Below are 25998 nucleotides of genomic sequence, written 5' to 3' on the forward strand. Positions count from 1 at the left end.
ATGATTATAAGAGAATAATGACTCTAATTATCATAGAGTTAGATTTATGGGATATTGCTTTCCAATAATAACTTGTAATTACAAAAGTTATGATGTAGTTCAGAACAGACATTCATGTATTCAAAGCTGTAGGTACTCTATTCACTTTGATCATTTTAATTAGGGATGTTAGTTTCAAAGGGAACATATAAGAAAAGAACCAATGAAGACTTCAATAAAAATAGGTTTAGTAACATTTTTAGTTATACTGTCATTTTGTACTATGGCTGACGGAAGACCTGTGAAAAGGAGCATAAACTTTTCAATGGCAAAGCTAGCTATCCATCATTACATTGATGTCATGACTGAGGGACAATCTCAAGGGATAGAAGAATTATTTTCTTCTGATTTTTGTCAACGCGTGCAAGGTTTAAAATATCCAAATCATAGCCGTTCAGAACTTATTAGTTTTTTGAAAAAGCAGAGTGGAGAGAAGATGAACTGTCAAACGACACTTCAAATTATTGATGAATGTGCACATTATATGATTGCTAAAGTTATCATGAAATTTGAGTCTTTTACGAAGACTGATCTGATTACCTTAATTAATGAAGATGGAAATTGGAAAGTTATAGCTTCTATTCATACTTATCAATAGAATTTTAGTTCAAATCAATTCTGGGGGTAGTTGATTGCTTCAATACATATCTAGCGAAACCCCCATAAGTATCATATGTTTATAAAGTAAAAAGCCCCGTCGTGAGATGCGGCTTTTATTGTTATTTTCAACTATGCCATTTTCATGGCATATAGTTTTAGTAATTATGTTATTGAATTGATCTTATAGATAATGTAGAGTTATTTACTACAGTAAGCTAACTCGTACAAGTGAATTTTCAATCATTAATTTTTGTTAATAAGATCGAAGACAACTCTTATATGTCGCTATCAAAGCCTCAGCTACTAATTTAGGATCCTGTTGATGTATACCATGACTGTACCGTGGTAATAAGATTAATTTACTGTTACGGTTATTTTTTATCATTTCCGCGTAGTGCTCTATACGAAGGTGATCGAGTGCTTTCCACCAAGGAATTAAGTTGATACCCAATTGCAACTCTTCATTCATTTTAGTTTCGTATTGTTCTATATGCTTATTGTATGCAATCATTACGGTAACCGGAATATCAGGTAGTGGTGGTAAAGAAGTATAATTTTTGAAAAAATTGGGGGTACTTTCATCCAACTCTCTCTTCAATTCATGTCGGAAACCTCTTGATATAGTAGGGTCTTTTAGGATATTTTGAAGGTTTATACTCAAAAGTTCCTGATACCCTGTTCTACTACCTGTTTTGGACTTTACTTCATCATCCTCTTCTTTGGTCAACATAAAATCTGTTGGATCTATGAAAAATAGACCGGCTATTTCTTCAGGATATTTTGAAGCGAACAAACGAATAAATGGTCCACCTATCGAGTGCCCAACTAGGAGGTAGGGTGGACTTATTTTTAAAGTAGTCAATAAATCGTGAAGTCTTTTTATGACATCCGCATCGCTTCTTATTGTACTATCCAATTCAGATTCACCAATTCCGTTTCTATCGTAAACGATACCTGCAAAATTATTCTGAATAAATGGAAATAAACTTCCATTACTTCCTCCAGAAGAACCAAGTCCACTCTCAAATACAACAATCGGTTCACCGGTTTTTCTACCTTCAAGTCCAAATGTGCTATAAGCCATATTTTTATTGTTAATGGATATTAATTTTCGCTCAGAGACTTGAGGATAAACAAAGGAGATCGTAAAAGATGTAATAAAGATTAAAATGATCATTAATTTCATGCTTCTATATTTAAAGTATGGTGCTATTCTTTTTTTATATTAATTAACTCAATATCAAATGATTATTTTATTTTTTTAAGCGGTATTCGGTAAATGCGCCCATATTAGCGGTAAGTGTCGGTATTGATTCCGTAAACGAAAGAAATGATCTAACCATTAATATAGATAATAAGTGAAAGATTCTTAATTTTTATTGCTAAAATTTCAGATATTTAATGGTTACCATTTTTAATCAAAAATAAGCATGACATTAAGCACTTTATATCCTGAAAGCAGGTCAGGTAAAGAAATTATTTTAACATCTTCATTGGTAGGTATTTCATTTTACATACTCTTGATTGTATATCAACCTTTTGGTACAAGTCAATTTGAACATACCTCTAAATATTTATTACTAGCTCCTTATGCAATTATTACCACATTTTCGTTTTACATTGTCAACTTCTTATCTATGCAATGGAAAAAGAAATGGACAACAGGTCGAGAAATTTTAAAGATTTTTTTAATTTTATTTCTGATTTCAATATTTGCATACTTCTACAATACTTTATTCTTAAGTAAAGTGCAGCTCTCATTTGAAAATTTTTTGTACATGTTTGCATATTCCGCGGCAATAGGAACTCCAGTTTCATGTATTTATATCTTGGCAAGGTATATTTATCTAAGCAATGAAAGCCAATGTAATGAAGAGGGAGAAAATTATGAAAAAGAAAATATTACAGAAACATATCGTCATTTCGATATAGAAAGTAATTTAAAACTATGTGTCGTTTCCGAATATTCTAATTTTTACAAGGAAATAGCTGTCGAGGATTTTGTTTTTGCAGAAGCTGCTGATAATTATTGTGTTCTTCATTTTTATGAAAATGATATCCTTAAAAATGAAATAATTCGAATTTCTCTGACTAAATTATTGAGCCAGATTCAGTGTGATACCATACGAAAAGTGCACCGTTCATTGATTGTGAATCTCAAAAAGGTCACGAAATTCAAAGGAAATACTTCTGGATATAGAATAACATTAAAGAATATAAATAGAGAATTAACGGTGTCAAGAAACTACGTTAGTTCGGTTATTCCTCTTTTAAAAGAGTTTGCCGTTCGTCCCTAATTGTTGTTAGCCGCCACTTTGTTTTGCTACGGTATTTTAGGTCTTTTATCTTCGTGATTATAAAAAAATAACAGCTATGGACAGATTAAGGTTTTATTTAGTTTTCATTATTGGATTTGTAATTTACTTTTACATCGACACCAATTTCTTTGCTTTAATATTAAAGCAAATATTCGTAATAACGCATTCAAAAGCCTTGGGACATGTTGCCACATATAGTATAACCTTAATACCTTTATTTATAACTGTCGCGGCTCTTCACAAAGACTATCGAAACATTCCTGAAAGACTGGGGATATCCAAAGGTATATGGACAGGTACTTTATTTGCTTTAATAACCACATTACCCATGTTAATCGGTTTTATTGCGAAATTTCCTTTAAACAAGGAACTATCTTTTGATACAATTATCGTTAATACAATCTCATCTGCTTTTTTTGAAGAAGTTATCTATCGAGCCTTTCTCTTTGGACAATTATACAGGTACACACGACTAGGTTTTTTTCCTTCTGTATTTATAGGTTCATTGTTATTTGGTTCCGCACATTTGTATCAGGGAAATGATATAAACGAATTAATCGGAATATTTGTAATGACATTTTCAGGCTCAGTTTTATTCGCCTGGATTTATGCGGAATGGAAATTCAATTTATGGACTGCTATTTTTTTACATTGCTTCATGAATTTATACTGGCTTATTTTTGATGTTGATACCAATGTTTTAGGAGGAACTTATTCGAACTTTTTTAGATTTTCAACCATTTTCATCGCGATCTTTTGCACAGTTATTTATAAAATAAATAAACAGTTTTCTTTCGAAATTAATAGAAAAACGTGGTGGATGAAACGTAGCGCTTAATGTTTTTTCATAATTAAAAATGAGTTATGATAAATCACAATTTAGTAAATGTATTGCAGTTTTTTAATTTGATAGTTTAAATTAAAGAGAGGTCTATTTTGGTCGCAGCTAGTTCTCATGAATGAATAGAGGGTATTTTTTATTGAACGAATCCTTTATATATTAGCAGAAAAAATATAATAAAAATACCAAAACATATGGAAAAATGAAGTTTTTCACTTTGAAAATAGAAACGATTGGGAAGATCTAGGCCAAGGAGTTAAAAGACAAATTGCAGTTCATAATCAAGTTATGATGCTCACTAAAGTTAAATTTGAAGAAGGCGCTAGGGGCGAATTGCATCAACATCCTCATACACAAATTTCATACGTTAAATCGGGTGTATTTCATTATACTATTGGTGATGTTGTACATGTCATGAAAGAGGGGGATAGTTGCATCATTCCTGGAAATATAGTACATGGTTGTGAGTGCATATCTGCAGGTGAACTTATCGATTCTTTTAATCCTCCACGAGAAGATTTCCTACTGCAATGAATTTAATTAATCAACTATGCTTTTGAATTTCATCATGATTCACTGTCTTATTTAAGTTTTTTCGACCAATAAATGTACCATTCCCCATTAAAAAATTTATTGCTTTTTCAACATTCCTGTTGATACTTTCTTCAGTTTTTAAGAATGAAATATATTTTATAATTTCTAATTTTAAGGATGGTGTAAGCTCATTGAACTTTTTTTCTGCAACCGAATTATTTTGTAGTGCCTGCATCAATTTAGGGTGGGGCGTTATGATTCTTGTTTCTGTATCGATCTGTATTGTAATTTGTAAAAGTTCACCAATTCTTTGGGGTGAATTTTTTAGTATCTTTGTGTTTATGTAAAGACGCCATTCTCCTTTATATCTTAACAATGTCTGTGTGTAATCGATGTTATTTACACGACCCTTTACCGGAATTTTTCCTTTTTCTTTTTTTGCTCTTTTCAAGATTTCAGATAAAGTTTCCTGGGGCAAATACACGAAGGGATTAATTCCTATGATCTCTAATTTAGCTTCAAATGAAAGCAATTGTTTAGTTTCATTAGTCATGATTTATTGTAAATTATATCGTAAGAACAAAAATCTATTCTTTTATTTACGTTTTAATCTAGATTCTTCTAGATCAAGTGTATATTCTAGATCTTTAATAATACTGCTATCGTAGTGCTTTTCTTGTCGTAATTTGTATAATCCATTTCTTCTAACAGCTACGATCTCTAACATGATCTTATTGTAAAGACTTCTTACAGCAGTCAATTGCGCTCGCCTATCTTCCAGCTTAGCATTTTCAGATACCGTAATACTTCTTATTAATTGTTCTCTGATTCTTGCAATAGTTTCATATTCTTCCATTTCTTTGCTGTAATGGCTATCCAGATAAGCAATCGAGTCTTTTGCCAATTGGACCCTGATTTCATCAATCTGATTTTCGAGTGGTTCTTCTAAATCAATTTCATCCATCTTGATTATTTTTATGAGAATAGGAAGGGTCAATCCTTGAAAAACTAATGTAATTAGGATAACAACGAAGGTGATAAATAGAATTAAATTACGGTGGGGGAAAGGATCTCCATTATTTAAAGTTAATGGTATCGCTAATGCTGATGCAAGAGAAACTACGCCTCTCATGCCTGCCCAACCTACTACAAGCGGTAATTTCCAGCCTGGACTTTTCTCTTTTGTTCTGATCTTTTTAGATAAGAACCGAGGTAAATATTCTGAAAGATATACCAGAATAATCCGTAGTACAATAACAATGGCACTAATAATAAGGGCATAATTTATGGCTTCTTCTTGTGAATATTGGCCTAGTCCTGCTACAATAACAGGTAACTCTAAACCAATTAAAATAAATACGAACCCGTTTAGTAAGAAACCTAGGGTAGCCCAGACCTCTTTTGTTTGGATACGTGTATGATAATTTAAATAATCGCCTGAACGGAATGATAAAAATAATCCACCGCTCACAACAGCAAGTACACCCGACCAATGAAAATGCTCAGCAACAAGATACATGATGTATGGGGCGATTAATGTGATCGGAGTCGAAATACTTGAAGATTTTGCAACATAGCGTAGAAATAAATACAAGATATGTGCTACTGCTAAACCTACAACAACACCCATAATTGATAATACAACAAATTCCGAAGCCGCCTTTTGAAATACAAATTGACCAGTAAGGATCACCGCTAGGGCAAACCTAAATACGGTCAGAGAGGCTGCATCGTTCACCAAGCTTTCTCCCTCTAACAATGTTAATCCCCGCTTAGGAATTTGCACACCTTTTAATACTGATGTAGCGGCAACAGCATCAGGTGGAGAAATAATACCGCCCAATAAAAATCCAAGCGCCAAAGTAAACCCCGGAATAATATTTACGGAAAAGTAGGCGATAGCAATAGATGTAAAAAACACTAAACCAAAGCCTAAGCTCATAATGGATCTGCGCCATTTCTTCAAACTATCCCAATTGGTGTACCAGGCAGCTTCAAATAGCAGTGGAGGTAAAAACACTAAAAATACCAAATCAGGATTGATACTGATCACGGGCATGCCTGGAATTAGCGAGATGCCTAAACCTCCAATAACCAATAAAATGGGATACGAAATTTTGATCCTTTGACTTACTACAAATAGCATCGCCATGACAAAAAATAGCGATAAAACTAATAGGACATTCTCCTCTACCATAAGTTCTTTTTAATAATTCTTAATGCACAATTGTATCCAGGTTATAAAGGTAAAACATTTCGTTTTATTGTATCTATTTAGACGCCTAAAAATAAACTGTATTTATATTTTGTTATAAAAGCGGGAGCTAGATTCCGCTATTAATAATTTATTTGATCCTGTTGAACACCTACAATTCTGAATTATTCGAATTTTATAAAGGATGTTAGAACTATGAAATTCTTTGATTCGCTATTTTAATGACGTTTTATTTAGTTAGATTGTTTTCGCCAATTAGTATGCTATTGTTTTTGAAATATTTCATAATTAAATTTCAAAACATTTAAATTCCATAAGGTTAGCGTTTGTGTTGCAGTCAATTGTTTATCAGCCTCGCTTATGATTAATTCATCACGGAATGAACGGATATATTTTGACCAATGCTCACCTTTAGAATCTTTTAGCAAAAAATAAAAACCTGCATCACCAAAACGTTGACCAGACGAATTTAATACTAATTCACCATTTACGCCAACTTTAGGAGCCATAATAACGGTGGCATTACCATGAGGTAATGGGAAAATAGCTTTTACACAATACCGGCCACTTGGCAATTGACAGATCCCATATGCTCCAGAATATATTCCTTTGCCAGTTGATGCGATTTTTCTGAGCCAGAATATATATTTAATTTGGTTCGTTTTGGCATCCAAAAGTCTTACTATTTCGCTTGTAATAGATTCCGAATTATGCATATCATAGATTGGGATATTTAATTGATTTAACCTATTACTGAATAATTTTTTTAACAGAAATCCAAAAACTTTAAAAAAAGAATTCCATTTTACTGAAACATTTAGATCATAATGTCCTGTTCGTTCATAAAAATCAATCACTTTAGCTGATAATCGGGCGTATTCATGCGGAGAAAAATGAAGTTGGCTCATTGTTGGTATCAATCCATGCATTTCGGATGGAGTATCAATTACTAGATTTTCTAGCTTAGCAAGTTTATCGATATAGTTCTTATCAATTGCTTCCAAATTACCAAATGGACCCATTAACCAGTTATCATTTTTTGAGTCAATTTTTCGACCGAATAGAATTACCCATTGTTGTGTAATCCAATCTTGAATCTTTTGCATCGGATGAGCGAAACTTATTTTGATCATAGAAGAGGTATGAGGTTATTACGTCCATTCCATTCACCAAATTCGGATAAAGGTTTAAATCGCAAAGTTGTAAATTCAAAGTGAAAATCTTTCCGGTTTCTTTCCTTCATTGCATTGACATGTCTTTTCGGAGAATGAACATTACTATGCCCTAAAACCATATCAGTCATTTCTTTTTGGGATCTCCAAATTGAAAATGTAGAAACGGTTCTCGGGTGTCTTATTGATGCCAAAGAAAAGGAAGTGCCAGGATGATCACGGACCAGTTTTTCTACAGGTCTGCCCCAGCGTATAAATCTTGGAATTTCAAATAATTTCATACGAGCTAAGGTTACTGCTACAACGGGGCTATCCAGAGGTTCGTATTCAATTGTTAATTCCGGAATCTGGAATTCAGTTATTTTTCCCCATTGCCTCAGAAAAATTAATCGTGTGTGCCATCCTGTCGACAATACTTTCCCAAATTTGTTTTCGATTAAGAATTGGTCAACCGATGCTTCATCGTTCCACTGTGCGAATACAGCAACCTGTTTAGAAAAAAGCCGAGAAGTAGAGGTTATGGCTGAGCCTAATGTCATGGCTGTCATACATTCCATATGAATTAATCCCGAATTATGAAATGGCTTAGGAGGGAATAAAATGGCTTTTAAAGCCCATAAATAAGTTGTCTTTACTAGATGGTATGTAAATATGCTCATATCCAAAAATAAGTTTAATTTATCATATTCCTGATGAGTATATATGTATGAGAGAAGATACTGAAAACCTTTCTCGCTGTCTGTGTTTGGGTCATCTTCTGTAAGAACTAAGTTAGCGTTCAAAAATTAATTGTAGCTAAGAATCGATAGGAAAACCAAAAAGGGTTTAATCGTTCGAATTCAACATTGTTTCAGTAATTTTTTAGTAATTTAGTCATAACCAAAGCAAAAAAATATAAACGGACATAAGTAATAATTTTTGAATGATTGTGCTTTTTAACAAATCTTAAATGGAAACTGAAAATAACTATATTGAAATAAATAAGCATTCATGGAATAATAGAACTGATACACATTTAAAATCAGAGTTCTACAATCTTGAAGGATTTTTAAAAGGAGCAAGCTCGCTCAATCCCATAGAATTAGAAATACTCGGAGATATTAAAGGGAAAAGTATTCTACATCTGCAATGTCATTTTGGGCAAGATACCATTTCATTAGGTCGACTTGGTGCGAAAGTTACAGGTGTTGATTTATCTGACAAAGCTATTGAAAGTGCAAAAAGAATTGCTTTAGAAACAGATTCAGATGCCCAGTTTATTTGCTGTGATTTGTACGATTTAGAAAATCATTTAGATAAGCAGTTTGATATTGTTTTTACAAGTTATGGTACCATAACATGGTTGCCTGATTTAGAGAAATGGGCAGCATTAATTTCACATTTTTTGAAGCCAGAAGGAAAATTTATTTTTGTTGAGTTCCATCCAGTTGTTTGGATGTTCGATGATAATTTTGATAAAATTGGCTATAATTATTTTAATGTGGCTCCAATTATAGAAATAGAAAACGGAACTTATGCAGACAAAGGTGCCGCTATTTCTCAGTCTTATGTAACTTGGAATCATAGTATGAGTGAGGTTGTGCGCAGTCTGCTCAATCACCAAATGGAAATCGTGGATTTTCAGGAATACGATTATTCGCCTTATGATGTTTTCAATAACATGATTGAGTTTGAAACTAAAAAATACCGTATTAAGCATTTGGACAATAAAATACCGATGATTTATTCTATCGTCGCAACAAAGAAAAGCAAACTTTAATTAACTTTTTCCCGTTATTCTTTTAATGTTTAGTTTAAAAGAATAGCTTTCATATATTCTCTAAATGGAAATACCTGGTTATTACTGTTTGAGAGTCCTGTTAACTTGTGATTATTAGCAGTAATTTCCGTTTGTAAAACCTAATTTATGATCTTTTAAGCCTTTTTCGATATTATAATATTTTAGCTATTATTAGTCTTCGAATAGCAGTTGTCTGAACCTGCTAGGAGCAACTGCTGTCCCCGGTAATGATTCATTCACTTATGTAGTTTAAATTATACTTTTACAATCCCTTTATCAAGCATTTCTAACATTACGGGTGAAGCATTTTTAAATGTGGGTATCTGTTCTGTAAGACTTCCTGCATTTTTTTTATTGATTTTAAATGTTAGATCCATTTCGGTATTGAAAAGTAAAGCAGTTATAAAAGGATTCTTAAGGTATGAACTTAAAACAGTAAAAGCTTCATCAAACGTGTGAAAGCTCTCAATTTCTTCTGTTTTGTATCGCAGTGTTAAGGCAAGTTTATACCCTCCGGTTTCTAAAATATGAAGTCGGACATAAATATTTTTAAGTTCAGTATCTCCAATTGTTTTGGCTAAGGTAAGTTTTGCAAAAGTTCCTTGATTGATACTTAATTTTACTTGTTCATAAAATTCAACAAAAACAGTTTGATATGGCATCTTTATTTAAAATTAAACTACAAAATTACACTTAGTAGATGATAAGTAGCCCATTTTTTTTCAAAAAGACAATATATTTAAAATTAGACTCTTCAATTTAGTTCTCCAATTCAAAAATTAGGAACGTAAAAATGTTTAATTTGTGATAAGGTCATGCGTTAAATTAAAATATTTCGTGTCGCTATTTCTATTAATGGTGGATCTTACTAATTGCCATATAAATAGTATATGATTGTTGATCGTACATGTCTCTTTTATACGGATCTAGATCAGTGGTTTAGACAAGCTAAAGCTATGACTAGACAGGCGAAAGTTACAAATGAAGCTAATGTCCTAATATTATTCCAAAACAACCAGGGCTTTTCAAAGATAGCTCTCATTTTCTGTACTGATTCTTCCGATGCTTTTGAGATATCAAATAGTTCTATTTGATTATTTAATGGCACATTCCGTATAGCTGTAATGCCGAATACACCGATTATATAACTTATACATGAAAAAAATATCAGAAAAAATTTAGGCGAATGAATATCGAAATATATGATCGAAGATATAACAAGTGAAAACAAAGTGCCAAAAAAGCTAATATAAAAAATTGGATTTAATACTTCTTTGTTAATACTTTGCATCGTTGTGAGGTATTCTTTGTTATTTAGTTTGGCAAGTCCCAGATTTACTGAAAATGTATATGCAAAAAAGAAGCCCGACATGAGACCAGAGAGGATAGTTGTCACTGCTAATAATTCTTGTGTTTTCATAAATGAGCTGAATTTGTTTAGATAATGTGTTTCTTATTGCAGTTTGATTTTGAGTAAGTTATGTTTGAATATATCCATTATAATTTGATTTCAAAAATTGAACCGGCAATTTCATGTCATTCCCAACTTTGATCGGATGGAAAATTTGAGATTTGTCTCATCATAGCGTGATTTAATATCGAATCGGGATCTTTACTTCTGCAGTTATTATTTTGCGAGTTATTATTAATAATTAAAAGGGCCAACTTTCGTTAGCCCCTTTATGCTCTCAGTTTAAGAGCAGAGTGATTTATTTGTTCTTGTCGTTCTTTTTTAGTTACCCATAATTTGAAAAATAGCGAAGCTGACGTTAAGATAATTCCCTTAAATAAACTCTGTTGAATGGTTTTTTTGTAGCTTTTAATTTCAATGTCATAGGGTTTATTGGCAGTAAATAATTTCTTTAAATATTTAGGTTAGAAATTAACGATTGTCTTAAAATAACTTAAAACCCAAAGTCAAATTCATTCATGTATTACTATTTGCACTTTTACTTACGAAAGAAATATAAGACTGCGATTAATACCATTAATGTAGCGGAAAATAAAAATGCGACTTCAAGATTGAATTGATGAGCAATTAATCCTAAGATAGCAGGCCCCATAAGTTGACCTGCATACCCCATTGTTGTTATTGCTGGAATACTTACAGATGTAGGGACTGTCGGTATTCTGCCAGCCTCACTAAAAAACAAGGGGACAAGATTTGCAGAACCTATTCCTAACAATAGAAAGCCGAAAAGAACGAAAGGCATCCAGATTGAATAAATAGCTATTATCAACCCTAGAGCTGCTAGCAGGCTACCGCCAATGACCATTGTTTTTGCATTTAATTTTTCAACCAAACGATCCCCCATTAATCGCATGCTAGCCATAGCAATAGAGAAAGTGGCATATCCAGCTCCGGTAAATTCGACATCAATATCTTTGATATCTTTTAAAAATACAGCACTCCAGTCTAGCATAGCGCCTTCTGAGAGAAAGCTGGCAAAACATAGTAGACCAAAAAAAAGTACTGTTCTATTAAAAATCAGTTTTTTTGAACTATGTTCTAGCTGTTTTTCTGGTTTATGTATAATCTGAGATTTTTGTTCTGTAGCATGATCAAATAAAGATTTGAATTGACTAAGTACAATTAAACACAACAGGAGTGCTATTGAAATTGCTGCTATTTGAGGAATCAATCCCATTTTAATTAAAAATCCTAAACCAAGGGATCCAAATAGGCCTCCCAAACTGAAAAGACCATGCAATGAAGACATAATCGGACGATTATATTTGTTTTGAACTAGTATACCATGAGAATTCATCGCAACATCTATGGCGCCAATACTGGCACCAAAAATAAATATACACAATGCCATTAGTGAAGCAGATGAAATAATCAGCAGTAGAGGAAGTGTAAGAGCAATGATTGCTGTTGTACATAGAATCACAATTTTATTACCATAGCGTTTTGATAAAAGACCTGTTATTGGCATCATAATTACGGCGCCCAAGCCAAGAAATAAAAGTAATAATCCTAATTCGGCCTCGTTAATATCCAATCTTTCCTTTACATATGGTACCATTGGTGCCCAGCTTGAAATTGCTAATCCACACACTAAAAAAATGAATTGGGTTGCTCTTTTTGCTTTTTTTGTTTGATTTTCTATCATTATTATTTTTCTAAATGAATTTTCTAATACTTAATATTGTTTTGCAAACATATGCAAATTTATATAAATTTGCATATGTTTGCAAAACAATTAAACAATAATAAGATGAACATGAAAATTGAACACATTGGAATTTGGGTAGATGACTTGGAAAAAATGCGCAACTTTTACCTGACTTATTTCAACTTAGAATGTAGTGAGAAATATAAGAATTTAAAAAATGGCTTCACATCATATTTTCTCAAGTTTGGTACTTGCGTTACGCGCTTAGAACTTATGAACAGACCCGATATTCTTGATGAACCGTCAAAAAGAGGTTTTAACAAAGGAATTGCACATTTTGCTATTTCAATAGGGGGAACTGAGGCTGTTGATCTGTTGACAGAAAGGTTCCGAAATGACGGTTTTACAATTGCAAGTGAGCCGCGTACTACAGGTGACGGATATTATGAGAGTGTTGTGCTGGATCCGGAGGGGAATTATTTAGAAATTTCGGCTTAAAGATAGTAATAATGATAAAAGCTGTAATTTTTGATATCGGAGGTGTTCTTTTAGATTGGAATCCTCGATATGTATATCGGGATATATTTTCTCAAAGTGATCAAATGGAGTGGTTCTTAGAAAATGTCTGTTCTACAGATTGGAATTTGCAACAAGATAAGGGAAGATCATTTGATGAAGGAATGTATAAGCTGAAAAAGCAGTATCCCCAATTTGAAAATGAAATCGATGTATTCTGGAAACGATGGCCGGAGATGCTAAAAGGTGAAATTAATGGTACTGTTGCTATTCTACAGGAGTTAAAAAAACATTATGAAGTCTATGCTTTAACGAACTGGTCTTCCGAAACGTTCCCATTGGTTAAAAATCGATTTGACTTTATTGCAGGTTTTGATGGCATTGTTGTTTCTGGTGAAGAAGGGTTTATTAAACCAGATGAAAAGCTTTATAAAATTTTGTTGCAAAAATACAATTTGCTGGCAACAGAATGCATTTTTATCGATGATAACATTGAAAATGTAAAGGCCTCAGTAAAGCTTGGATTTGCTGCCATACATTTTACAAATTCAATAGCATTAAAGTTGGAATTGCAAAAAGTGAGGATTCAGGGCTTTGTTTAAGTTTATAATATATTAATTGCAATTTTTTGCGAATTAAAATTTAAATGCATAATATTGCAAATTAAGTTGTATTAGAAATAATAGAAAATCCTGTAGGCAAATCTTTATATCAGTAAGTAGCTATGTTAAAAGAAAAACGATTTGAATTTATATTAAATCAACTAGAAAGTGAGGAGATGGTCAGCTATGAATCATTAGCAGAAAAGCTCGATGTTTCCGAAGATACTGTCAGAAGAGATATTGATCATTTGTATAAAATAGGTCTTTTATCTAAAGTGCGTGGTGGTGCAATTCAACGTTCTAAAAATCCGCTTACTTTCGAAGATCGAAACAGCTATTTAAAGAGAGAGAAGGATGTTATTGCTCTCAAGGCACAGCAGTTTATAAAAGAAGAAATGACTCTTTTTATGGATGGAGGAACAACAATATGTGCTATTGTTAATTACCTGCCTGCGGATATTCATCTTAGAATTATAACAAGCAATGCCATGCTTATTCCAATTCTAGAAAATTATCCCAATATTGAACTGGTTTTGTTGGGCGGGAAATACCATAAACAAACAGCAAGCACGGTAGGGCAGACAACTTGTAATGAGGCAAGAAGTTACATTGCAGATCTGTATTTCATGGGGACATGTGGGGTTGATTCGAAATTTGGTATATCAGCAGTAGTTAAAGAAGATGCAGAAGTTAAGTTAGCAATGCTGGCATCAGCAAAGAAAGTAGTAGCTCTTGCAAATCAGGATCGTTTAAGAGTTACAGAATCTTTTAAAGTATGTGATGTAGAACAAATTGATGTATTGATTACCAATTTAGCCACTACAGATAAGAGCTTAGACGAATTTAGGCACCAACCGATAACATTGGTTTAAGACAAAAAAAAATAAAACTTAATATATGAAACTTAAATTTTTAACCTGTTCACTTCTTTTAGCTGTGACGGGTATGGGTACTACTTTCAATAATGTACAGGCGCAAGAACAAATAAGAACAAAAGAAATAGGTTTACAGTTATATTCTGTTAGAAGTATGATTGGAAGTCACGTACAGCCAGATACGTATAATGCTGATTATTTCTCAGTTTTACAAAAATTGGCTAAAATGGGTTATACATCCGTTGAGTCTGCAGGATATAAGGACGGTATGTTTTATAATACCACACCGCAAGTATTCAAAAAAAATGTAGAAAAAGCAGGCATGAAAGTTCTTTCTTCACATGCGTCAAGAACTTTAACGCAAGAGGAATTAGCTTCAGGCGATTTTTCCAAAGCCTTAACATGGTGGAAAGAGACTATCATTGCACACAAAGCAGCAGGAATTAAATATATCGTTACCCCATGGTTAGATTTACCAAAGACAATAAAAGATCTTGATACTGAATGTCAGTATCTCAATGAGATTGGTCAACTTTGCCGTGAATATGGTATTAAGTACGGATATCATAATCATGCCCATGAGTTTGAAAAGGTAGAAGGAAAAGTGGTTATGCTTGATTACATGATTGAACATACTAAACCTGAAAATGTCTTTTTTGAAATGGATGTATATTGGACGATCATTGGAAAAGCAAGTCCTGTAGATTATTTTAAAAAATATCCTGGAAGATATGCTACTTTGCATATTAAAGATCACCGTGAGATTGGTCAGAGTGGGATGGTAGGTTTTGATGCGATATTTGCTAATACCGATATTGCAGGTGTTGAGAATATATTTGTAGAGCTTGAAGAGACAACTGCAGATCTAGAAGTTGGACTAAAACAAAGTATAGATTATCTACTTAAAGCACCATTTGTAAAGAAAACATATCAAAAATAATTCTATCTGTGATTATATCATAAATAAAGCCTTGTTTCAATAAAATGGAACAAGGCTTTGTCTTTCTTAAACAGCCTAAAACTTAATTTTATCTATTTATGATTTACGATTAGCTAGTCTTCCATTTTGTAAGGATAGATTTCTCAGTACAGCGTATCAACGTTGACTTTTTGAGTTAAGATGATGCAAACAAAAAATAGTATCCAATAGAACAAATCCTTAAAAGAGTATTTTTGGCGGGTATCGTACTTTACCAGAAAGAAAAGATTGAGTTTATTCAACAGTAAATTTAGCTTCTCTAGGGTGACACTCAAACACAAATATAATTTTTTACAAAATCTATTATTAGAAAACTTAGTAAATTAAAGAGTCATGATACCATTTTTGAAACCAGTATTTTTTCATTTTAATAATAGTAATGAAAATTATTAAACAAAATAGGCTTAAATTATGTTCTTAGATTGAAATATAGTATGAGAAAAGTATCGAATAATGCATTTATTTTAAAACAACTTGTCGATTATTAATCTATTGTCCCAATTTATGAGTTAGAAATCAAGTTTGAGAATTAGTGTTAAAAAAGAAATAATAAATTTTATAATTATGAAAAAGTTCATTTTACAAATTTGCACGATAGTGCTTATTTTTTCCAGCTGTGCAACCAGCAGTATGATTACAGGATCTTGGCGTGATCCCGCTGTCGATCTGAAGAAGTATAGTAGAATATTTGTGGCAGTTATGACAGATAATGTTCCTGCTCGTCAGAAAGTGGAAGATGAAATTGCTTCATCACTCACTTCACTAGGTTTAACGAGTGTAAAGAGTATAGATGTTTTTCCGCCTAATCTTGCAAGTATGGAACCCAAGCGTTCAGATCTAGCTATGCAGAAAGTAGCCGGAACAAATAGTGAAGCCATATTGACCATTGCTCTGATTGATTCTAAGTCAGAATCCAGATACATTCCAAATGTTTCTGTTTATCCTGTGAACACCTTTGGCTATTATAGAACATTTGGTGGTTATTATGATTTTTGGTACGGTAACCTTTATAACAATGGCTACTATACTACAGAGAAAACTTATTACATCGAAACAAATTTATACGATGTGAGCACAGGGAAACTCGTCTGGTCGACTCAATCTGAGAGTTATAATCCAGGTTCTTTGGATAGTTTTTTAGCGGGATATAAAAAGGCAATGGCCAAGCAGTTAAAGAAAGATAATTTAATCTCAAATTAGTACACGAGAAAGATTACAGGGCATGTGACTGAGGCCGAAGAAGCTTTTGACTGAGGCCGAAGAAGCTTTCTTGAACAGGAATTTTAAGTTTATAAATTAAAGATGGTTTGTGGAATTTTTAAATCTATTTGAAACAAACGAATAAAGTCTTTAAGATAGTAGGCTTAAGAGATTTTATGTGCAGCTCTTCTCAACTAACTGTAGAGCATTTATGAAGCTTTAATTAAGCGTAGATAAAGCATGTTTGGCTATGTATGGTATAGGAATGTGGTAAGAGCGTGGTAAGTGCGTTGTAAGTGTGTTAAACAGGCTGTTTTTACACTGTATCTATGCTTTATCTACGCTTTACGTACGCTTATGCCATGCTTTATAACTACATAACAGGTTTACGAGTATAATAATTCCTTGAATTTTATGAATTAGTGAGGGAGGACTTTTGCAATTAAGTATAATTATGTTATAAAAACAGCTCTATCAAAATTGTGCTAACATCCTACTATTAGATAACCAAAGGTGCTTATCATTAACCCGCAAATAGCTAGTATGATGCGTTGAAAGTCCATCAGATGGTCGTACCGTAATTAAGTACTATTTTACATCTGTTGACGGTACTTGTTAAATTACTTTTTTCGTTAATGATCTGATTTAATTGGTGCTCAAGAGTCTCTTCGAAAGTTTTCTTGACAGAACATTCGATACACCGACCACAGGTAGAGAAGTAACTTTATGAACGAATTAAACCTAAAGAATAAATAAAAAAAAATGTGTGATTTTTTTTTATTTATCTGATGATTATAATTATATTGACATAACCTTTCATAAAATTGCACACGATTAACTTGTTGTGCTACAAAGCCTCCAAACCTGGAGGCTTTGCTGTTTTTTATCCTTTCAATATATAATAAGTGGGGCAATATATATGAAATATGCTATTGGTTGAGGATTTGTTGTCTGCAATAAATGCTCAACTAATGAAATTTGCAAACTAATGGAAGTTGATTAATAATCTTAAAAACTCGGATGCATAAGCCTTTACTTGTTACAAATAGGGTAAATTGTTGAATTTTCTGTATAGATCAAATAGCAGTGAACGAGGATTAGATAGCTTTCAAGATTCAACTCATTCACTTAAAGTACATGGAAATCTTTAGCAAATGCAGGTTTTGATAAAAATTGTCAATGTTGAGTAAAATCTATATATGTGTCGTTGAAAATTATATTGTGCACAATGTAATTTTATTAAGTTTGTACTGTTTAATAGTAGAGGCAAAAATCTTTGCCGATATAGAATTTAAAGTCTATTGTCAGGGATTGGTCGAATTGAAAAAAGAGTAAAAATTTAAATATATAGTAATGAAAAATTTGTATACAATAGGTGCCAAAGCTACTGGCGGTAGAAATGGGCAGGTTAAAAGTGAAAATAATGTGTTGGATCTTGAGGTGCGTATGCCGAAAGCCTTGGGAGGAGCTAATGACGATTATGCTAATCCTGAAATGCTGTTTGCTGCAGGATATGCAGCTTGTTTTGACAGTGCACTGAATTTAGTGATTAAACAGTCAAAAGTGCAGACAGGGGAGACCACTGTTACGGCAAAAGTGAGTATAGGGCAATTGGAAAACGGTGGTTTCGGATTAGCAGCTGAACTTCAAGCCAACATCCCGGGTATCTCATTGGAAGAAGCGCAAGCATTAACAGAAAAAGCACATCAAGTATGTCCTTACTCTAACGCTACTCGAGGAAATATCGAAGTTAAGATAAGTGTTTCAAATCAATAAGATATCCCTCCAGCTTTCACTATAATGAAATTAAAGTGGAAGCTGGAGGTTATTTGTTTTAAATAAGATTTATCTGTTTAAAATTTCTCTATATACTGCTAAATAGTTCTGACACATTCTTTCCTTGGAAAAGTGATCCTCCACTTTTTTCCGACATGCTTCTCGGTTGATGAAACCGATATTTTTAACCATTTCAATTGCCTCGTCGATGTTTTCAGCGAGATATCCATCTTGTTCATGATCGATCAGTTCGGGCATACTGCCTTTGTTAAAAGCTACAACCGGTGTGCCGGAAGCCATCGATTCGACGACCGATAAACCAAAAGGTTCGCTAAAATTTATAGGATGTAGCAGTACACTGGCGTTCGAGAGTAATTCATTGCGTCTTTCCGGACCAACTGAACCAATATATTCAATTTTACCGGGTTTTAAATGGGGTTGGATATGCTGTCTGAAGTAATTTTCATCTTGAATTATACCAGCCATGATTAGACGTTTTCCCAAGGCTTGGGCTATTGCAATAGCTTCTTTAGCTCCCTTATCATGATGGATTCTGCCGTAAAACAATAAGTAATCCTGAGGTTTGTCGTTAAATGTAAATTGTCCAAGGTCAATTCCGTGGTAAACGGTAGCAATATAGTCCAATTCTTCCGCACGATCGGCATTGCTAATGGATACATAATGTCCGTCTTTATTGTGTTTTTTATATACAGGTAGAATACTTCGGGACGAAAAACCATGGATCGTGCTTACGACTGGTGTCTTCACCAATCTGGAATAGGAAAGGGGGAGGAAATCAAATTGATTGTGTATAATGTCAAACTCGCGCGCATTTTCGAAGCACTCAGAAATATGCAAAGATTCCCATACTTTGGCATTGATATCGCGGTCTTCTTCATATCCTAAAGGACAGACTGCCTGTAAACGTGCTGTGGTAATTGAATTACCAGTCGCAAATAATGTGACTTCGATACCTAATTTTACAAGTTCTTCAGTAAGTAATGAGGTAATCTGTTCCCATGGACCGTAGTGAACAGGAGGTGTTCGCCAAGCGATTGGCGAAAGCATTGCAATCTTCATACCTCTACAACATACGATACCTGCATTTGTTATTAATATTCGTTTTTGTCTAAGCCTGATTTATAAATACGATCGATTTGAAATGCACTATTTGAAGATGTCTTTGGGTTGGCAAATCGTTCTGATTTGAAAAAGGGGGTGTCCTAAATTGTTGGAAACCCCCTTTTATCATTCATGACCTATTTTTATAGGTGTTTTCAACATTAATAAAGCTTCAAAGTTTGCTTCCGATCTGGGCCTACAGATAAAAATTTAATGGGAATTTGCAGTTCTTTTTCCAAGAAATTAATATATGCTTTGAGCTTCAGTGGAATGTCGGAAACATCGGTGACTGTGCTGATATCTTGATGCCACCCGTCTATTTTCTTAAGTATAGGAGTTGCTTGTTGAGTAATTAGCTCATAAGGCATATAATCGATCACTTTACCATGATGGCGATAATGGGTGCAAGCAAAGATGTGATCTAAACCACTGAGAACATCTGCCTTTGTCATCACCAATTGAGTCACACCATTCAGCATTAGGGCATATTTTAGTGCAGGTAAATCGATCCATCCAGTACGGCGGGAACGACCGCTTACTGCACCAAATTCTTTGCCTGTCTGACGGATCTGCTCTCCTGTTTCATTGGCCAACTCTGTTGGAAAGGGACCACCGCCAACACGGGTGCTGTATGCTTTAAAGATACCGATCACCTCACCGATTTTGTTTGGAGCAATTCCTAAACCTATACAAGCACCTGCTGTTGTGGTATTGGATGAGGTAACAAAAGGGTAGGATCCGAAATCAATATCAAGCAAGCTTCCCTGTGCACCTTCGGCTAAAACCCTTTTCCCTTCCTGAAGATACTGATTGACCAGATGTTCCGAATCCACCAGAGGATAATGCTTCAAGTGTTCAATTGCATCAAAAAAAGCAGTTTCATTTTGAATCGTATTCACTTCTAACTGATAAAATGAAGCAAGCATTGCTTTATGCTTTGTTACCAATTTTTGATAACGTTTTTTAAAATCTGGGAGCAAAATATCGCCTACTCGGAGTCCTTTGCGTCCTGTTTTGTCCATATACACCGGACCAATACCCTTTAAAGTAGATCCTATTTTGTTCGTGTCTAGATTTTGTTCGGATGCCGCATCAAGCAAAAGATGTGATGGTAAGATTAGATGTGCTTTTTTTGAAATCAGTAGATTACCTTTTTTCAATAAGTCGTGGCCGGCTTTTTTAAGCATATCCAGTTCTTTGATTAAACTGATCGGATCCAGAACAACTCCATTTCCGATCAGGTTCATGGTATGATCGAAAAATATGCCCGAAGGAATCGTATTTAATACAAATTTTTTACCGTCAAATTCTAACGTATGACCTGCATTGGGGCCACCCTGAAAACGCGCTATGAGATCATAATCTGTACTTAACACATCAACAATTTTCCCTTTACCTTCGTCGCCCCATTGGAGGCCTAATAATACATCAACTTGCATAATCGTATGTTCAAATATTTAATACGACAAAGTTCGGGAGAAAGGGGCAGGCTACACTTGCCAATTGGCAATAAAACCTTTAGCTAATGGTTTTTCGGATGCGGCTAAGCGATGTTGCTGTAATGCCTAAATAGGAAGCGAGCATCAGTTGTGGAATCCGGTTGGCTAATCCAGGGTAATGCGCTAAGAAATGTAAATAGCGTGTTTGTGCATTCTGCACCAACATATTGCTGCTTGCCCTCATTTTATTTTCGAGGACATAAGAGGTGATTTTGGAAAAGATGTCTGACCAGCCGGGAATGGTGGCGGCTAGCTCCATAAAATCTTTTTTAGAGAAAACGAGCAGTTTACAGTCGGTTACGGCTTCGATATATTCTGCTGAAGGTAACTCATCAATGAAACTGATTGTATCGGCAACGAAGCGATTTTCGTAAACGAAATAACGAGTGAAGCTATCTCCTGCTTTATTGTAATAACAGATTCTGAAAACTCCTTGGGTGACGTAGCCTATATCTCTTGCCACTTTACCCGCTTCAGAAAAAAAATCTCCTTTATTGACCTGTCTATGCTGTGCTTTAGCTGATATTAAAGCACATTGATTCTTGTTGAGTTGTCCAAATTTGAGCAGATAATTGATCAAGTCTTCCATTTTTCAAAAATAAGATTATGCAATTGATTTTAAGTTGTCAATTGGCAAGATTTTACGTGAAATTTTAATTCTACAATCTTTCATGAATAATGCAATTTACACAGCTTTAAAGGTGTAATTGCACTTTATAACTTTGCTATGTTAGAGTTCTGCAAAGCATAAAATCTGAAAATTTGGGAAGTAAATGCTTCTGATATTGTAATTTAAGATTATTGCCGATTTTCGTTTGTTATTTATTTAAAAGGAGAACTATTTTTGTTATTTTCACAATCTCAATGAACACATCTATTTACTATATAATTTAAAGGCATGGAGCAATACCCGGTCCCGGAAAATGAATTGGAGCGTATCCGCCAATTAAAATCTTATGAGCTATTGGGATTGGGGAAAGACCCTGATCTTGATGTGTTTGCGCAGGCAGCCTGTCTCATAACAGATTGTCCAGCGGCACTTATTGCCATGATGGAGGAAGATACGCAGCGGATCCAGAGCTGTGTTGGTATGGAGTTGGATACTGTTGAAAGACGTAATACGGTATGTCAGTACACAATTATGAGTAAAGATGTACTTGTCATCGAAGATACTTTTGAGGATCCAAGATCGGCCACCAATCCTTTGATCAGAGAGGGAAATATTCGTTTTTATGCGGGAGTACCTTTATTGGATGACGAAGGGCATGCACTTGGTACGATCTGTGTCATCGGGTTTGAGCCTAAGTCATTATCTCTTAAACAGGTAGATTCTTTAGGACAGCTTGGGAAAGCTGTAACCAAAATTCTCTTAGGGAAAAAGAGAAAGGTCCAGGCAGGATATTTTGAGGAAGTATTTCATATTACCAATAATATGATCTGCGTATTGGACGACCAATATCGGATAAAAGAACTGAATCCTGCTTTTTCTGAGGCACTTAAAATTGAAAAGTCTAAGGTGTTAGGAGCCTCTTTTTTTACATTATTGGATAATCATGATGAAAGTTTTCAGCAGCGTCTGAAAAATCTGGCAAATATTACCGAAGGTATACAATATACTACAGTAACATCGCAGGATGGAGGTAGTGATGTTGTGATTGAATGGTACTTCAAGTATGATGCAGCAACGTTAGAAATTTTCGGATTTGGGAGAAATGTTACCAGTGAACGGGAGGAGCAATTAAAGTTAGCTGTTTCTGAACGGAAGTTTCGCAATTTTTTCGAGAATGCCATCGGTTTAATGAGTATGCACGACATGGAAGGTAATATTCTTGCTGTAAATGAAAAAGGCCGTAATCTTTTAAAGTATTCTGAGGAGGAAGCAAAGCATCTCAATCTGAAGCAACTTGTACCTACACATCACCTGCAGGCTTTCGATGATTATCTCAAACGTATTCTTCAAAATGGGGAGGATTCAGGTATGATGATTCTAAAATCGAAGGATGGCGAAAAGATCTATTGGCTTTATCATAACATGCTCGAGCTGGATCCGGAAGGGAAACCTTATGTGGTTAGTACTGCACTTAATATGACGGAACGGATACAGCTTGAAAATGACCTCCTGCATACGAAGCAGATTTTGGAGCAGACGAATACTGTTGCACAAGTCGGTGGATGGGAGGTTAATCTGGATTTGCATCAGGTTTTTTGGTCCGATTCAACAAAATTGATTCATGGAGTAGGTAAAGATTTTGTTCCTAACTTTGATCATGCCGTCGGATTTTTTGATGAAGACAGTCAGGTTAAGTTAACCGGTATTTTTGAGGAAGCAACGCAACATGGCTGTTCATTTGATGTTGAACTGCGATTGAGACAGCAAGAAGGTGAAATCATTTGGGTACGTGTTAAAGGAATTCCCGAGTTCGATAACGGAACCTGTAAGCGTGTTTTCGGTATTATACAAAATATTGATACGAGTAAAAACCTTTACCTGGAATTGGAACGTAAAGAAGCGATGCTAAGAGCATTTGTGGATTATGTTCCGGCTTCTGTAGCGATGTTTGATCGGGATTTTCGTTATGTATCCGTCAGCCATCAATGGATGGAAGACTTCCATAAAGATATGGATAATATTCTAGATCAGAATCTGTTTGATGTCTTTCCTAATATACCGGAAAATAGAAAAAATATTTACTATGATGCTCTTGAGGGTAAATCTTATAAAAATGTCGATGAATTGATTGATGTTGATGACTATGAGGAACCACAGCACTTTAATTGGGAAGTAAGACCTTGGAATTTGTCTGATGGTAGTGTTGGCGGTATTATTATTTTTACTCAAAATATCACCGAATCTGTTGCTGTAAATTTAGAATTGAAGAAAGCAAAAGAACTTGCGGACTTAGCGAGTAAAGCAAAGTCTGAATTTTTAGCTAATATGAGCCATGAGATCCGAACCCCTTTGAACGGTGTGATCGGATTTTCGGATCTGCTGCTCAAAACACCGTTGAACGATGTACAGAAGCAATACCTCAACTATATTAACGAGTCGGGAAGCAGTTTATTGAATATTATCAATGACATCCTTGATTTTTCAAAGATTGAATCTGGAAAATTGGAACTGTATATCGATAAATTCAATGTATATGATTTGGCACATCAGGTAATCAATGTTGTACTTTACCAAGCACAGCGCAAAGATGTCGAACTCTTATTAAATATTGAGCAGGGATTACCTGCTTCTATCTGGGTAGATGAGGCACGCATCAAGCAAATCTTGATCAATCTCTTGGGAAATGCCGTTAAATTTACGGAAAAGGGAGAGATCGAACTTAAGATCGAAAAGCGCAGCAGTGACGAAAGCAAAATTAAATTACGTTTTTCTGTTCGTGATACTGGTATCGGTATTCCGGTAGAAAAACAGCAACGTATTTTTGATGCCTTTACCCAAGAAGACAGCTCTGTGAGCAAACGTTATGGAGGCACCGGTTTAGGACTCACCATTTCCAATAATTTATTGAAATACATGGGAAGTAAACTTTGTCTGGAGAGTGAACTGAATAAAGGATCTGATTTTTACTTTGATCTGGAAATCGCTTATGAAGAAGGTGGCATCGAAGAGGATGAGGAACTGCCTTTAAAACGCGTTCTTATTGTAGATGACAATGCCAATAACCGTACGATTATACAGCATATGCTGACTTATAGAGGAGTTGATTCAGTACTTGCAGAGAATGGTCTGGCGGCTTTACAATTACTGATGAGCGGTGAAAGGTTTGATGTTATTTTAATGGATTATCACATGCCTATTCTCTCCGGATTGGAGACGATAGAAAAAATAAAGGAATTGTTTTATAAACAGGAGGAAAGTATTCCACTCATTGTATTGCATACATCGTCGGAGGAGCATGAGGTTATTTCTGCTTTCAGGCAACAAGAACGCTCCTATTGTTTGCTTAAGCCTATTCGATCCGACGAACTTTATCTTACTTTACGTAAAGCTATACAGCAAAGTAAGGCTGATGTTAATCATTTGGGACAGGATAGTGATAGTGGAACAACGGTTTACCAACAACAGGCTAGGGTTCTTTTAGCCGATGACAATTCTGTAAATATGGCGCTCAATCTGCGTATGATGGCGACTATTATGCCTAATGCTGAACTGATAGAGGTTACTAATGGAGGGGATGCAATCGAAAAATGCCTACATTCAAAGTTTGACCTTATCTTAATGGATGTGCAGATGCCTGGTGTAGATGGTATCGAAGCGACCAAACAAATAAGGCTATTAACAGGTTATGCTGCTATACCTATTATTGGTATTACTGCTGGAAATGTCCGTGGAGAAAGAGAAAAATGTTTAGAGGCCGGTATGTCTGAGTTTCTTCCTAAGCCGATAAGGCAACATGATCTGTACACGGTATTGCAGCAATTTGTTCAAAAACAGGTACTTGAACAAAAAGAAGAGGCTGTGGTTGATGATCATCTAGATATGGATGCACTTAAGGAGCAGATTGGAGACGATGTTAGTTTTAAATCTTTTTTCTTAGATCTTGTGATCAAAGAGATTAAGCAAGCATGGTTTCAATTGGAAAATGTCAGGGAATCGGAAGATATTGAACGAATGAAAGTGATCCTCCATAAATTGCGGGGAACAGCGTCTACTGCGGGGCTTAAAAAACTGAGCATGCTGACATCTAATCTGGAAAAAGAACTATCATCCAGTAACCCCGGATTGGATTTGTTGAATGATATAAAGCAAGAAATTGAAATAGGATTACAGTTAATAACGAACCTTTTAAACGAAAAGTAAC

At 34.5% G+C, this 25998-nt stretch carries 23 protein-coding genes; 12 read left to right on the forward strand and 11 right to left on the reverse strand.

Annotation, left to right across the window (positions count from 1 at the left end; genetic code table 11):
* Positions 1-304: 304 nt before the first annotated feature.
* A complete protein-coding gene (locus ACFS6I_RS06370; RefSeq protein WP_380918935.1) occupies positions 305-637 on the forward strand; it encodes a nuclear transport factor 2 family protein in 333 nt (110 codons plus the stop codon).
* Between the two features lie 255 nt (positions 638-892).
* Here the strand turns inward: ACFS6I_RS06370 and ACFS6I_RS06375 are convergent, their stop codons facing one another.
* Positions 893-1825 carry an alpha/beta fold hydrolase gene (locus ACFS6I_RS06375; RefSeq protein WP_380918937.1) on the reverse strand — a complete coding sequence of 311 codons (933 nt, stop codon included), beginning with the start codon at positions 1823-1825 and terminating at the stop codon, positions 893-895.
* A gap of 244 nt (positions 1826-2069) precedes the next feature.
* Here ACFS6I_RS06375 and ACFS6I_RS06380 point away from each other — a divergent pair, with 244 nt between their 5' ends.
* The 3 genes from ACFS6I_RS06380 to ACFS6I_RS06390 all read left to right on the forward strand — a co-directional run bounded on the left by ACFS6I_RS06380 (position 2070) and on the right by ACFS6I_RS06390 (position 4332).
* A complete protein-coding gene (locus ACFS6I_RS06380) occupies positions 2070-2936 on the forward strand; it encodes a LytTR family transcriptional regulator DNA-binding domain-containing protein (RefSeq protein WP_380918939.1) in 867 nt (288 codons plus the stop codon).
* A gap of 76 nt (positions 2937-3012) precedes the next feature.
* Positions 3013-3795, forward strand: a complete 783-nt coding sequence (locus ACFS6I_RS06385; protein ID WP_380918941.1) for a CPBP family intramembrane glutamic endopeptidase — start codon at positions 3013-3015, stop codon at positions 3793-3795.
* Positions 3796-4086: 291 nt separating this feature from the next.
* The gene (locus ACFS6I_RS06390; RefSeq protein ID WP_380918943.1) at positions 4087-4332 is read left to right on the forward strand and encodes a cupin domain-containing protein; all 246 of its coding nucleotides are present in this window, start codon (positions 4087-4089) and stop codon (positions 4330-4332) included.
* Positions 4333-4342: 10 nt separating this feature from the next.
* Here the strand turns inward: ACFS6I_RS06390 and ACFS6I_RS06395 are convergent, their stop codons facing one another.
* The 4 genes from ACFS6I_RS06395 to ACFS6I_RS06410 all read right to left on the reverse strand — a co-directional run bounded on the left by ACFS6I_RS06395 (position 4343) and on the right by ACFS6I_RS06410 (position 8378).
* The gene (locus ACFS6I_RS06395) at positions 4343-4885 is read right to left on the reverse strand and encodes a YdeI/OmpD-associated family protein (protein ID WP_380918945.1); all 543 of its coding nucleotides are present in this window, start codon (positions 4883-4885) and stop codon (positions 4343-4345) included.
* Positions 4886-4927: 42 nt separating this feature from the next.
* A complete protein-coding gene (locus ACFS6I_RS06400) occupies positions 4928-6529 on the reverse strand; it encodes a Na+/H+ antiporter (RefSeq protein WP_380918947.1) in 1602 nt (533 codons plus the stop codon).
* 281 nt (positions 6530-6810) lie between these two features.
* Entirely contained in the window at positions 6811-7680 is an 870-nt protein-coding gene (locus ACFS6I_RS06405; RefSeq protein WP_380918949.1) for a hypothetical protein, read from the reverse strand.
* Positions 7677-8378: a hypothetical protein gene (locus ACFS6I_RS06410; RefSeq protein WP_380918951.1), complete on the reverse strand. Its 702-nt coding sequence runs from the start codon at positions 8376-8378 to the stop codon at positions 7677-7679. The genes ACFS6I_RS06405 and ACFS6I_RS06410 overlap by 4 nt, the downstream gene beginning before the upstream one ends.
* Positions 8379-8668: 290 nt before the next feature.
* Here ACFS6I_RS06410 and ACFS6I_RS06415 point away from each other — a divergent pair, with 290 nt between their 5' ends.
* Positions 8669-9478, forward strand: a complete 810-nt coding sequence (locus ACFS6I_RS06415; protein ID WP_380918953.1) for a class I SAM-dependent methyltransferase — start codon at positions 8669-8671, stop codon at positions 9476-9478.
* A 275-nt stretch (positions 9479-9753) separates the two neighbouring features.
* Here ACFS6I_RS06415 and ACFS6I_RS06420 read toward each other — a convergent pair whose 3' ends face one another.
* The 3 genes from ACFS6I_RS06420 to ACFS6I_RS06430 form a co-directional block, all read right to left on the reverse strand.
* Complete coding sequence (locus tag ACFS6I_RS06420; protein WP_380918955.1) at positions 9754-10161, reverse strand: hypothetical protein; 408 nt, start codon at positions 10159-10161, stop codon at positions 9754-9756.
* A gap of 269 nt (positions 10162-10430) precedes the next feature.
* A complete protein-coding gene (locus ACFS6I_RS06425; RefSeq protein ID WP_380918957.1) occupies positions 10431-10919 on the reverse strand; it encodes an anthrone oxygenase family protein in 489 nt (162 codons plus the stop codon).
* 529 nt (positions 10920-11448) lie between these two features.
* Positions 11449-12615 (reverse strand): MFS transporter, encoded by a 1167-nt coding sequence (locus tag ACFS6I_RS06430; RefSeq protein ID WP_380918959.1) that lies wholly within the window; start codon positions 12613-12615, stop codon positions 11449-11451.
* A gap of 111 nt (positions 12616-12726) precedes the next feature.
* On the opposite strand from ACFS6I_RS06430, the gene ACFS6I_RS06435 reads away from it, so the two are divergent.
* The 6 genes from ACFS6I_RS06435 (at position 12727) to ACFS6I_RS06460 (ending at position 18566) form a co-directional block, all read left to right on the forward strand.
* The gene (locus ACFS6I_RS06435; RefSeq protein WP_132842669.1) at positions 12727-13116 is read left to right on the forward strand and encodes a VOC family protein; all 390 of its coding nucleotides are present in this window, start codon (positions 12727-12729) and stop codon (positions 13114-13116) included.
* An 11-nt stretch (positions 13117-13127) separates the two neighbouring features.
* The gene (locus ACFS6I_RS06440) at positions 13128-13736 is read left to right on the forward strand and encodes an HAD family hydrolase (protein WP_380918961.1); all 609 of its coding nucleotides are present in this window, start codon (positions 13128-13130) and stop codon (positions 13734-13736) included.
* A gap of 122 nt (positions 13737-13858) precedes the next feature.
* Positions 13859-14608, forward strand: coding sequence for a DeoR/GlpR family DNA-binding transcription regulator (locus ACFS6I_RS06445; RefSeq protein WP_380918963.1), 750 nt, complete (start codon positions 13859-13861; stop codon positions 14606-14608).
* Between the two features lie 25 nt (positions 14609-14633).
* Positions 14634-15551: a sugar phosphate isomerase/epimerase family protein gene (locus ACFS6I_RS06450; protein ID WP_380918965.1), complete on the forward strand. Its 918-nt coding sequence runs from the start codon at positions 14634-14636 to the stop codon at positions 15549-15551.
* Positions 15552-16154: 603 nt separating this feature from the next.
* Positions 16155-16790 carry a hypothetical protein gene (locus tag ACFS6I_RS06455; RefSeq protein ID WP_380918967.1) on the forward strand — a complete coding sequence of 212 codons (636 nt, stop codon included), beginning with the start codon at positions 16155-16157 and terminating at the stop codon, positions 16788-16790.
* A gap of 1353 nt (positions 16791-18143) precedes the next feature.
* On the forward strand, positions 18144-18566 hold the full coding sequence (locus ACFS6I_RS06460) for an organic hydroperoxide resistance protein (protein WP_380918968.1): 423 nt from the start codon (positions 18144-18146) through the stop codon (positions 18564-18566).
* A gap of 69 nt (positions 18567-18635) precedes the next feature.
* On the opposite strand, the gene ACFS6I_RS06465 is transcribed toward ACFS6I_RS06460, so the two are convergent.
* From ACFS6I_RS06465 to ACFS6I_RS06475, 3 genes are all read right to left on the reverse strand, one after another.
* Positions 18636-19646 (reverse strand): glycosyltransferase family 4 protein, encoded by a 1011-nt coding sequence (locus ACFS6I_RS06465; protein WP_021188855.1) that lies wholly within the window; start codon positions 19644-19646, stop codon positions 18636-18638.
* 203 nt (positions 19647-19849) lie between these two features.
* A complete protein-coding gene (locus tag ACFS6I_RS06470; RefSeq protein ID WP_380918970.1) occupies positions 19850-21127 on the reverse strand; it encodes an adenylosuccinate synthase in 1278 nt (425 codons plus the stop codon).
* A gap of 79 nt (positions 21128-21206) precedes the next feature.
* On the reverse strand, positions 21207-21776 hold the full coding sequence (locus ACFS6I_RS06475; protein WP_168126894.1) for a Crp/Fnr family transcriptional regulator: 570 nt from the start codon (positions 21774-21776) through the stop codon (positions 21207-21209).
* Positions 21777-22085: 309 nt separating this feature from the next.
* On the opposite strand from ACFS6I_RS06475, the gene ACFS6I_RS06480 reads away from it, so the two are divergent.
* The gene (locus tag ACFS6I_RS06480; protein WP_380918973.1) at positions 22086-25997 is read left to right on the forward strand and encodes a response regulator; all 3912 of its coding nucleotides are present in this window, start codon (positions 22086-22088) and stop codon (positions 25995-25997) included.
* Position 25998 lies beyond the last annotated feature (1 nt).

Origin of the sequence: Sphingobacterium anhuiense (genome assembly GCF_042686355.1) — a bacterium.
GTDB lineage: Bacteria > Bacteroidota > Bacteroidia > Sphingobacteriales > Sphingobacteriaceae > Sphingobacterium > Sphingobacterium anhuiense.

Bases quoted from the DNA above. Each gene is read 5' to 3' on its own strand.
- ACFS6I_RS06480 (WP_380918973.1), top strand. From the start codon at position 22,086: ATGGAGCAATACCCGGTCCCGGAAAATGAATTGGAGCGTATCCGCCAA.
- ACFS6I_RS06380 (WP_380918939.1), top strand. From the start codon at position 2,070: ATGACATTAAGCACTTTATATCCTGAAAGCAGGTCAGGTAAAGAAATT.
- ACFS6I_RS06450 (WP_380918965.1), top strand. From the start codon at position 14,634: ATGAAACTTAAATTTTTAACCTGTTCACTTCTTTTAGCTGTGACGGGT.
- ACFS6I_RS06425 (WP_380918957.1), bottom strand. From the start codon at position 10,919: ATGAAAACACAAGAATTATTAGCAGTGACAACTATCCTCTCTGGTCTC.
- ACFS6I_RS06410 (WP_380918951.1), bottom strand. From the start codon at position 8,378: ATGAGCATATTTACATACCATCTAGTAAAGACAACTTATTTATGGGCT.
- ACFS6I_RS06405 (WP_380918949.1), bottom strand. From the start codon at position 7,680: ATGATCAAAATAAGTTTCGCTCATCCGATGCAAAAGATTCAAGATTGG.
- ACFS6I_RS06415 (WP_380918953.1), top strand. From the start codon at position 8,669: ATGGAAACTGAAAATAACTATATTGAAATAAATAAGCATTCATGGAAT.
- ACFS6I_RS06470 (WP_380918970.1), bottom strand. From the start codon at position 21,127: ATGCAAGTTGATGTATTATTAGGCCTCCAATGGGGCGACGAAGGTAAA.
- ACFS6I_RS06440 (WP_380918961.1), top strand. From the start codon at position 13,128: ATGATAAAAGCTGTAATTTTTGATATCGGAGGTGTTCTTTTAGATTGG.
- ACFS6I_RS06445 (WP_380918963.1), top strand. From the start codon at position 13,859: ATGTTAAAAGAAAAACGATTTGAATTTATATTAAATCAACTAGAAAGT.
- ACFS6I_RS06430 (WP_380918959.1), bottom strand. From the start codon at position 12,615: ATGATAGAAAATCAAACAAAAAAAGCAAAAAGAGCAACCCAATTCATT.
- ACFS6I_RS06385 (WP_380918941.1), top strand. From the start codon at position 3,013: ATGGACAGATTAAGGTTTTATTTAGTTTTCATTATTGGATTTGTAATT.
- ACFS6I_RS06455 (WP_380918967.1), top strand. From the start codon at position 16,155: ATGAAAAAGTTCATTTTACAAATTTGCACGATAGTGCTTATTTTTTCC.
- ACFS6I_RS06460 (WP_380918968.1), top strand. From the start codon at position 18,144: ATGAAAAATTTGTATACAATAGGTGCCAAAGCTACTGGCGGTAGAAAT.
- ACFS6I_RS06420 (WP_380918955.1), bottom strand. From the start codon at position 10,161: ATGCCATATCAAACTGTTTTTGTTGAATTTTATGAACAAGTAAAATTA.
- ACFS6I_RS06375 (WP_380918937.1), bottom strand. From the start codon at position 1,825: ATGAAATTAATGATCATTTTAATCTTTATTACATCTTTTACGATCTCC.
- ACFS6I_RS06395 (WP_380918945.1), bottom strand. From the start codon at position 4,885: ATGACTAATGAAACTAAACAATTGCTTTCATTTGAAGCTAAATTAGAG.
- ACFS6I_RS06435 (WP_132842669.1), top strand. From the start codon at position 12,727: ATGAAAATTGAACACATTGGAATTTGGGTAGATGACTTGGAAAAAATG.
- ACFS6I_RS06400 (WP_380918947.1), bottom strand. From the start codon at position 6,529: ATGGTAGAGGAGAATGTCCTATTAGTTTTATCGCTATTTTTTGTCATG.
- ACFS6I_RS06475 (WP_168126894.1), bottom strand. From the start codon at position 21,776: ATGGAAGACTTGATCAATTATCTGCTCAAATTTGGACAACTCAACAAG.
- ACFS6I_RS06370 (WP_380918935.1), top strand. From the start codon at position 305: ATGGCAAAGCTAGCTATCCATCATTACATTGATGTCATGACTGAGGGA.
- ACFS6I_RS06390 (WP_380918943.1), top strand. From the start codon at position 4,087: ATGATGCTCACTAAAGTTAAATTTGAAGAAGGCGCTAGGGGCGAATTG.
- ACFS6I_RS06465 (WP_021188855.1), bottom strand. From the start codon at position 19,646: ATGAAGATTGCAATGCTTTCGCCAATCGCTTGGCGAACACCTCCTGTT.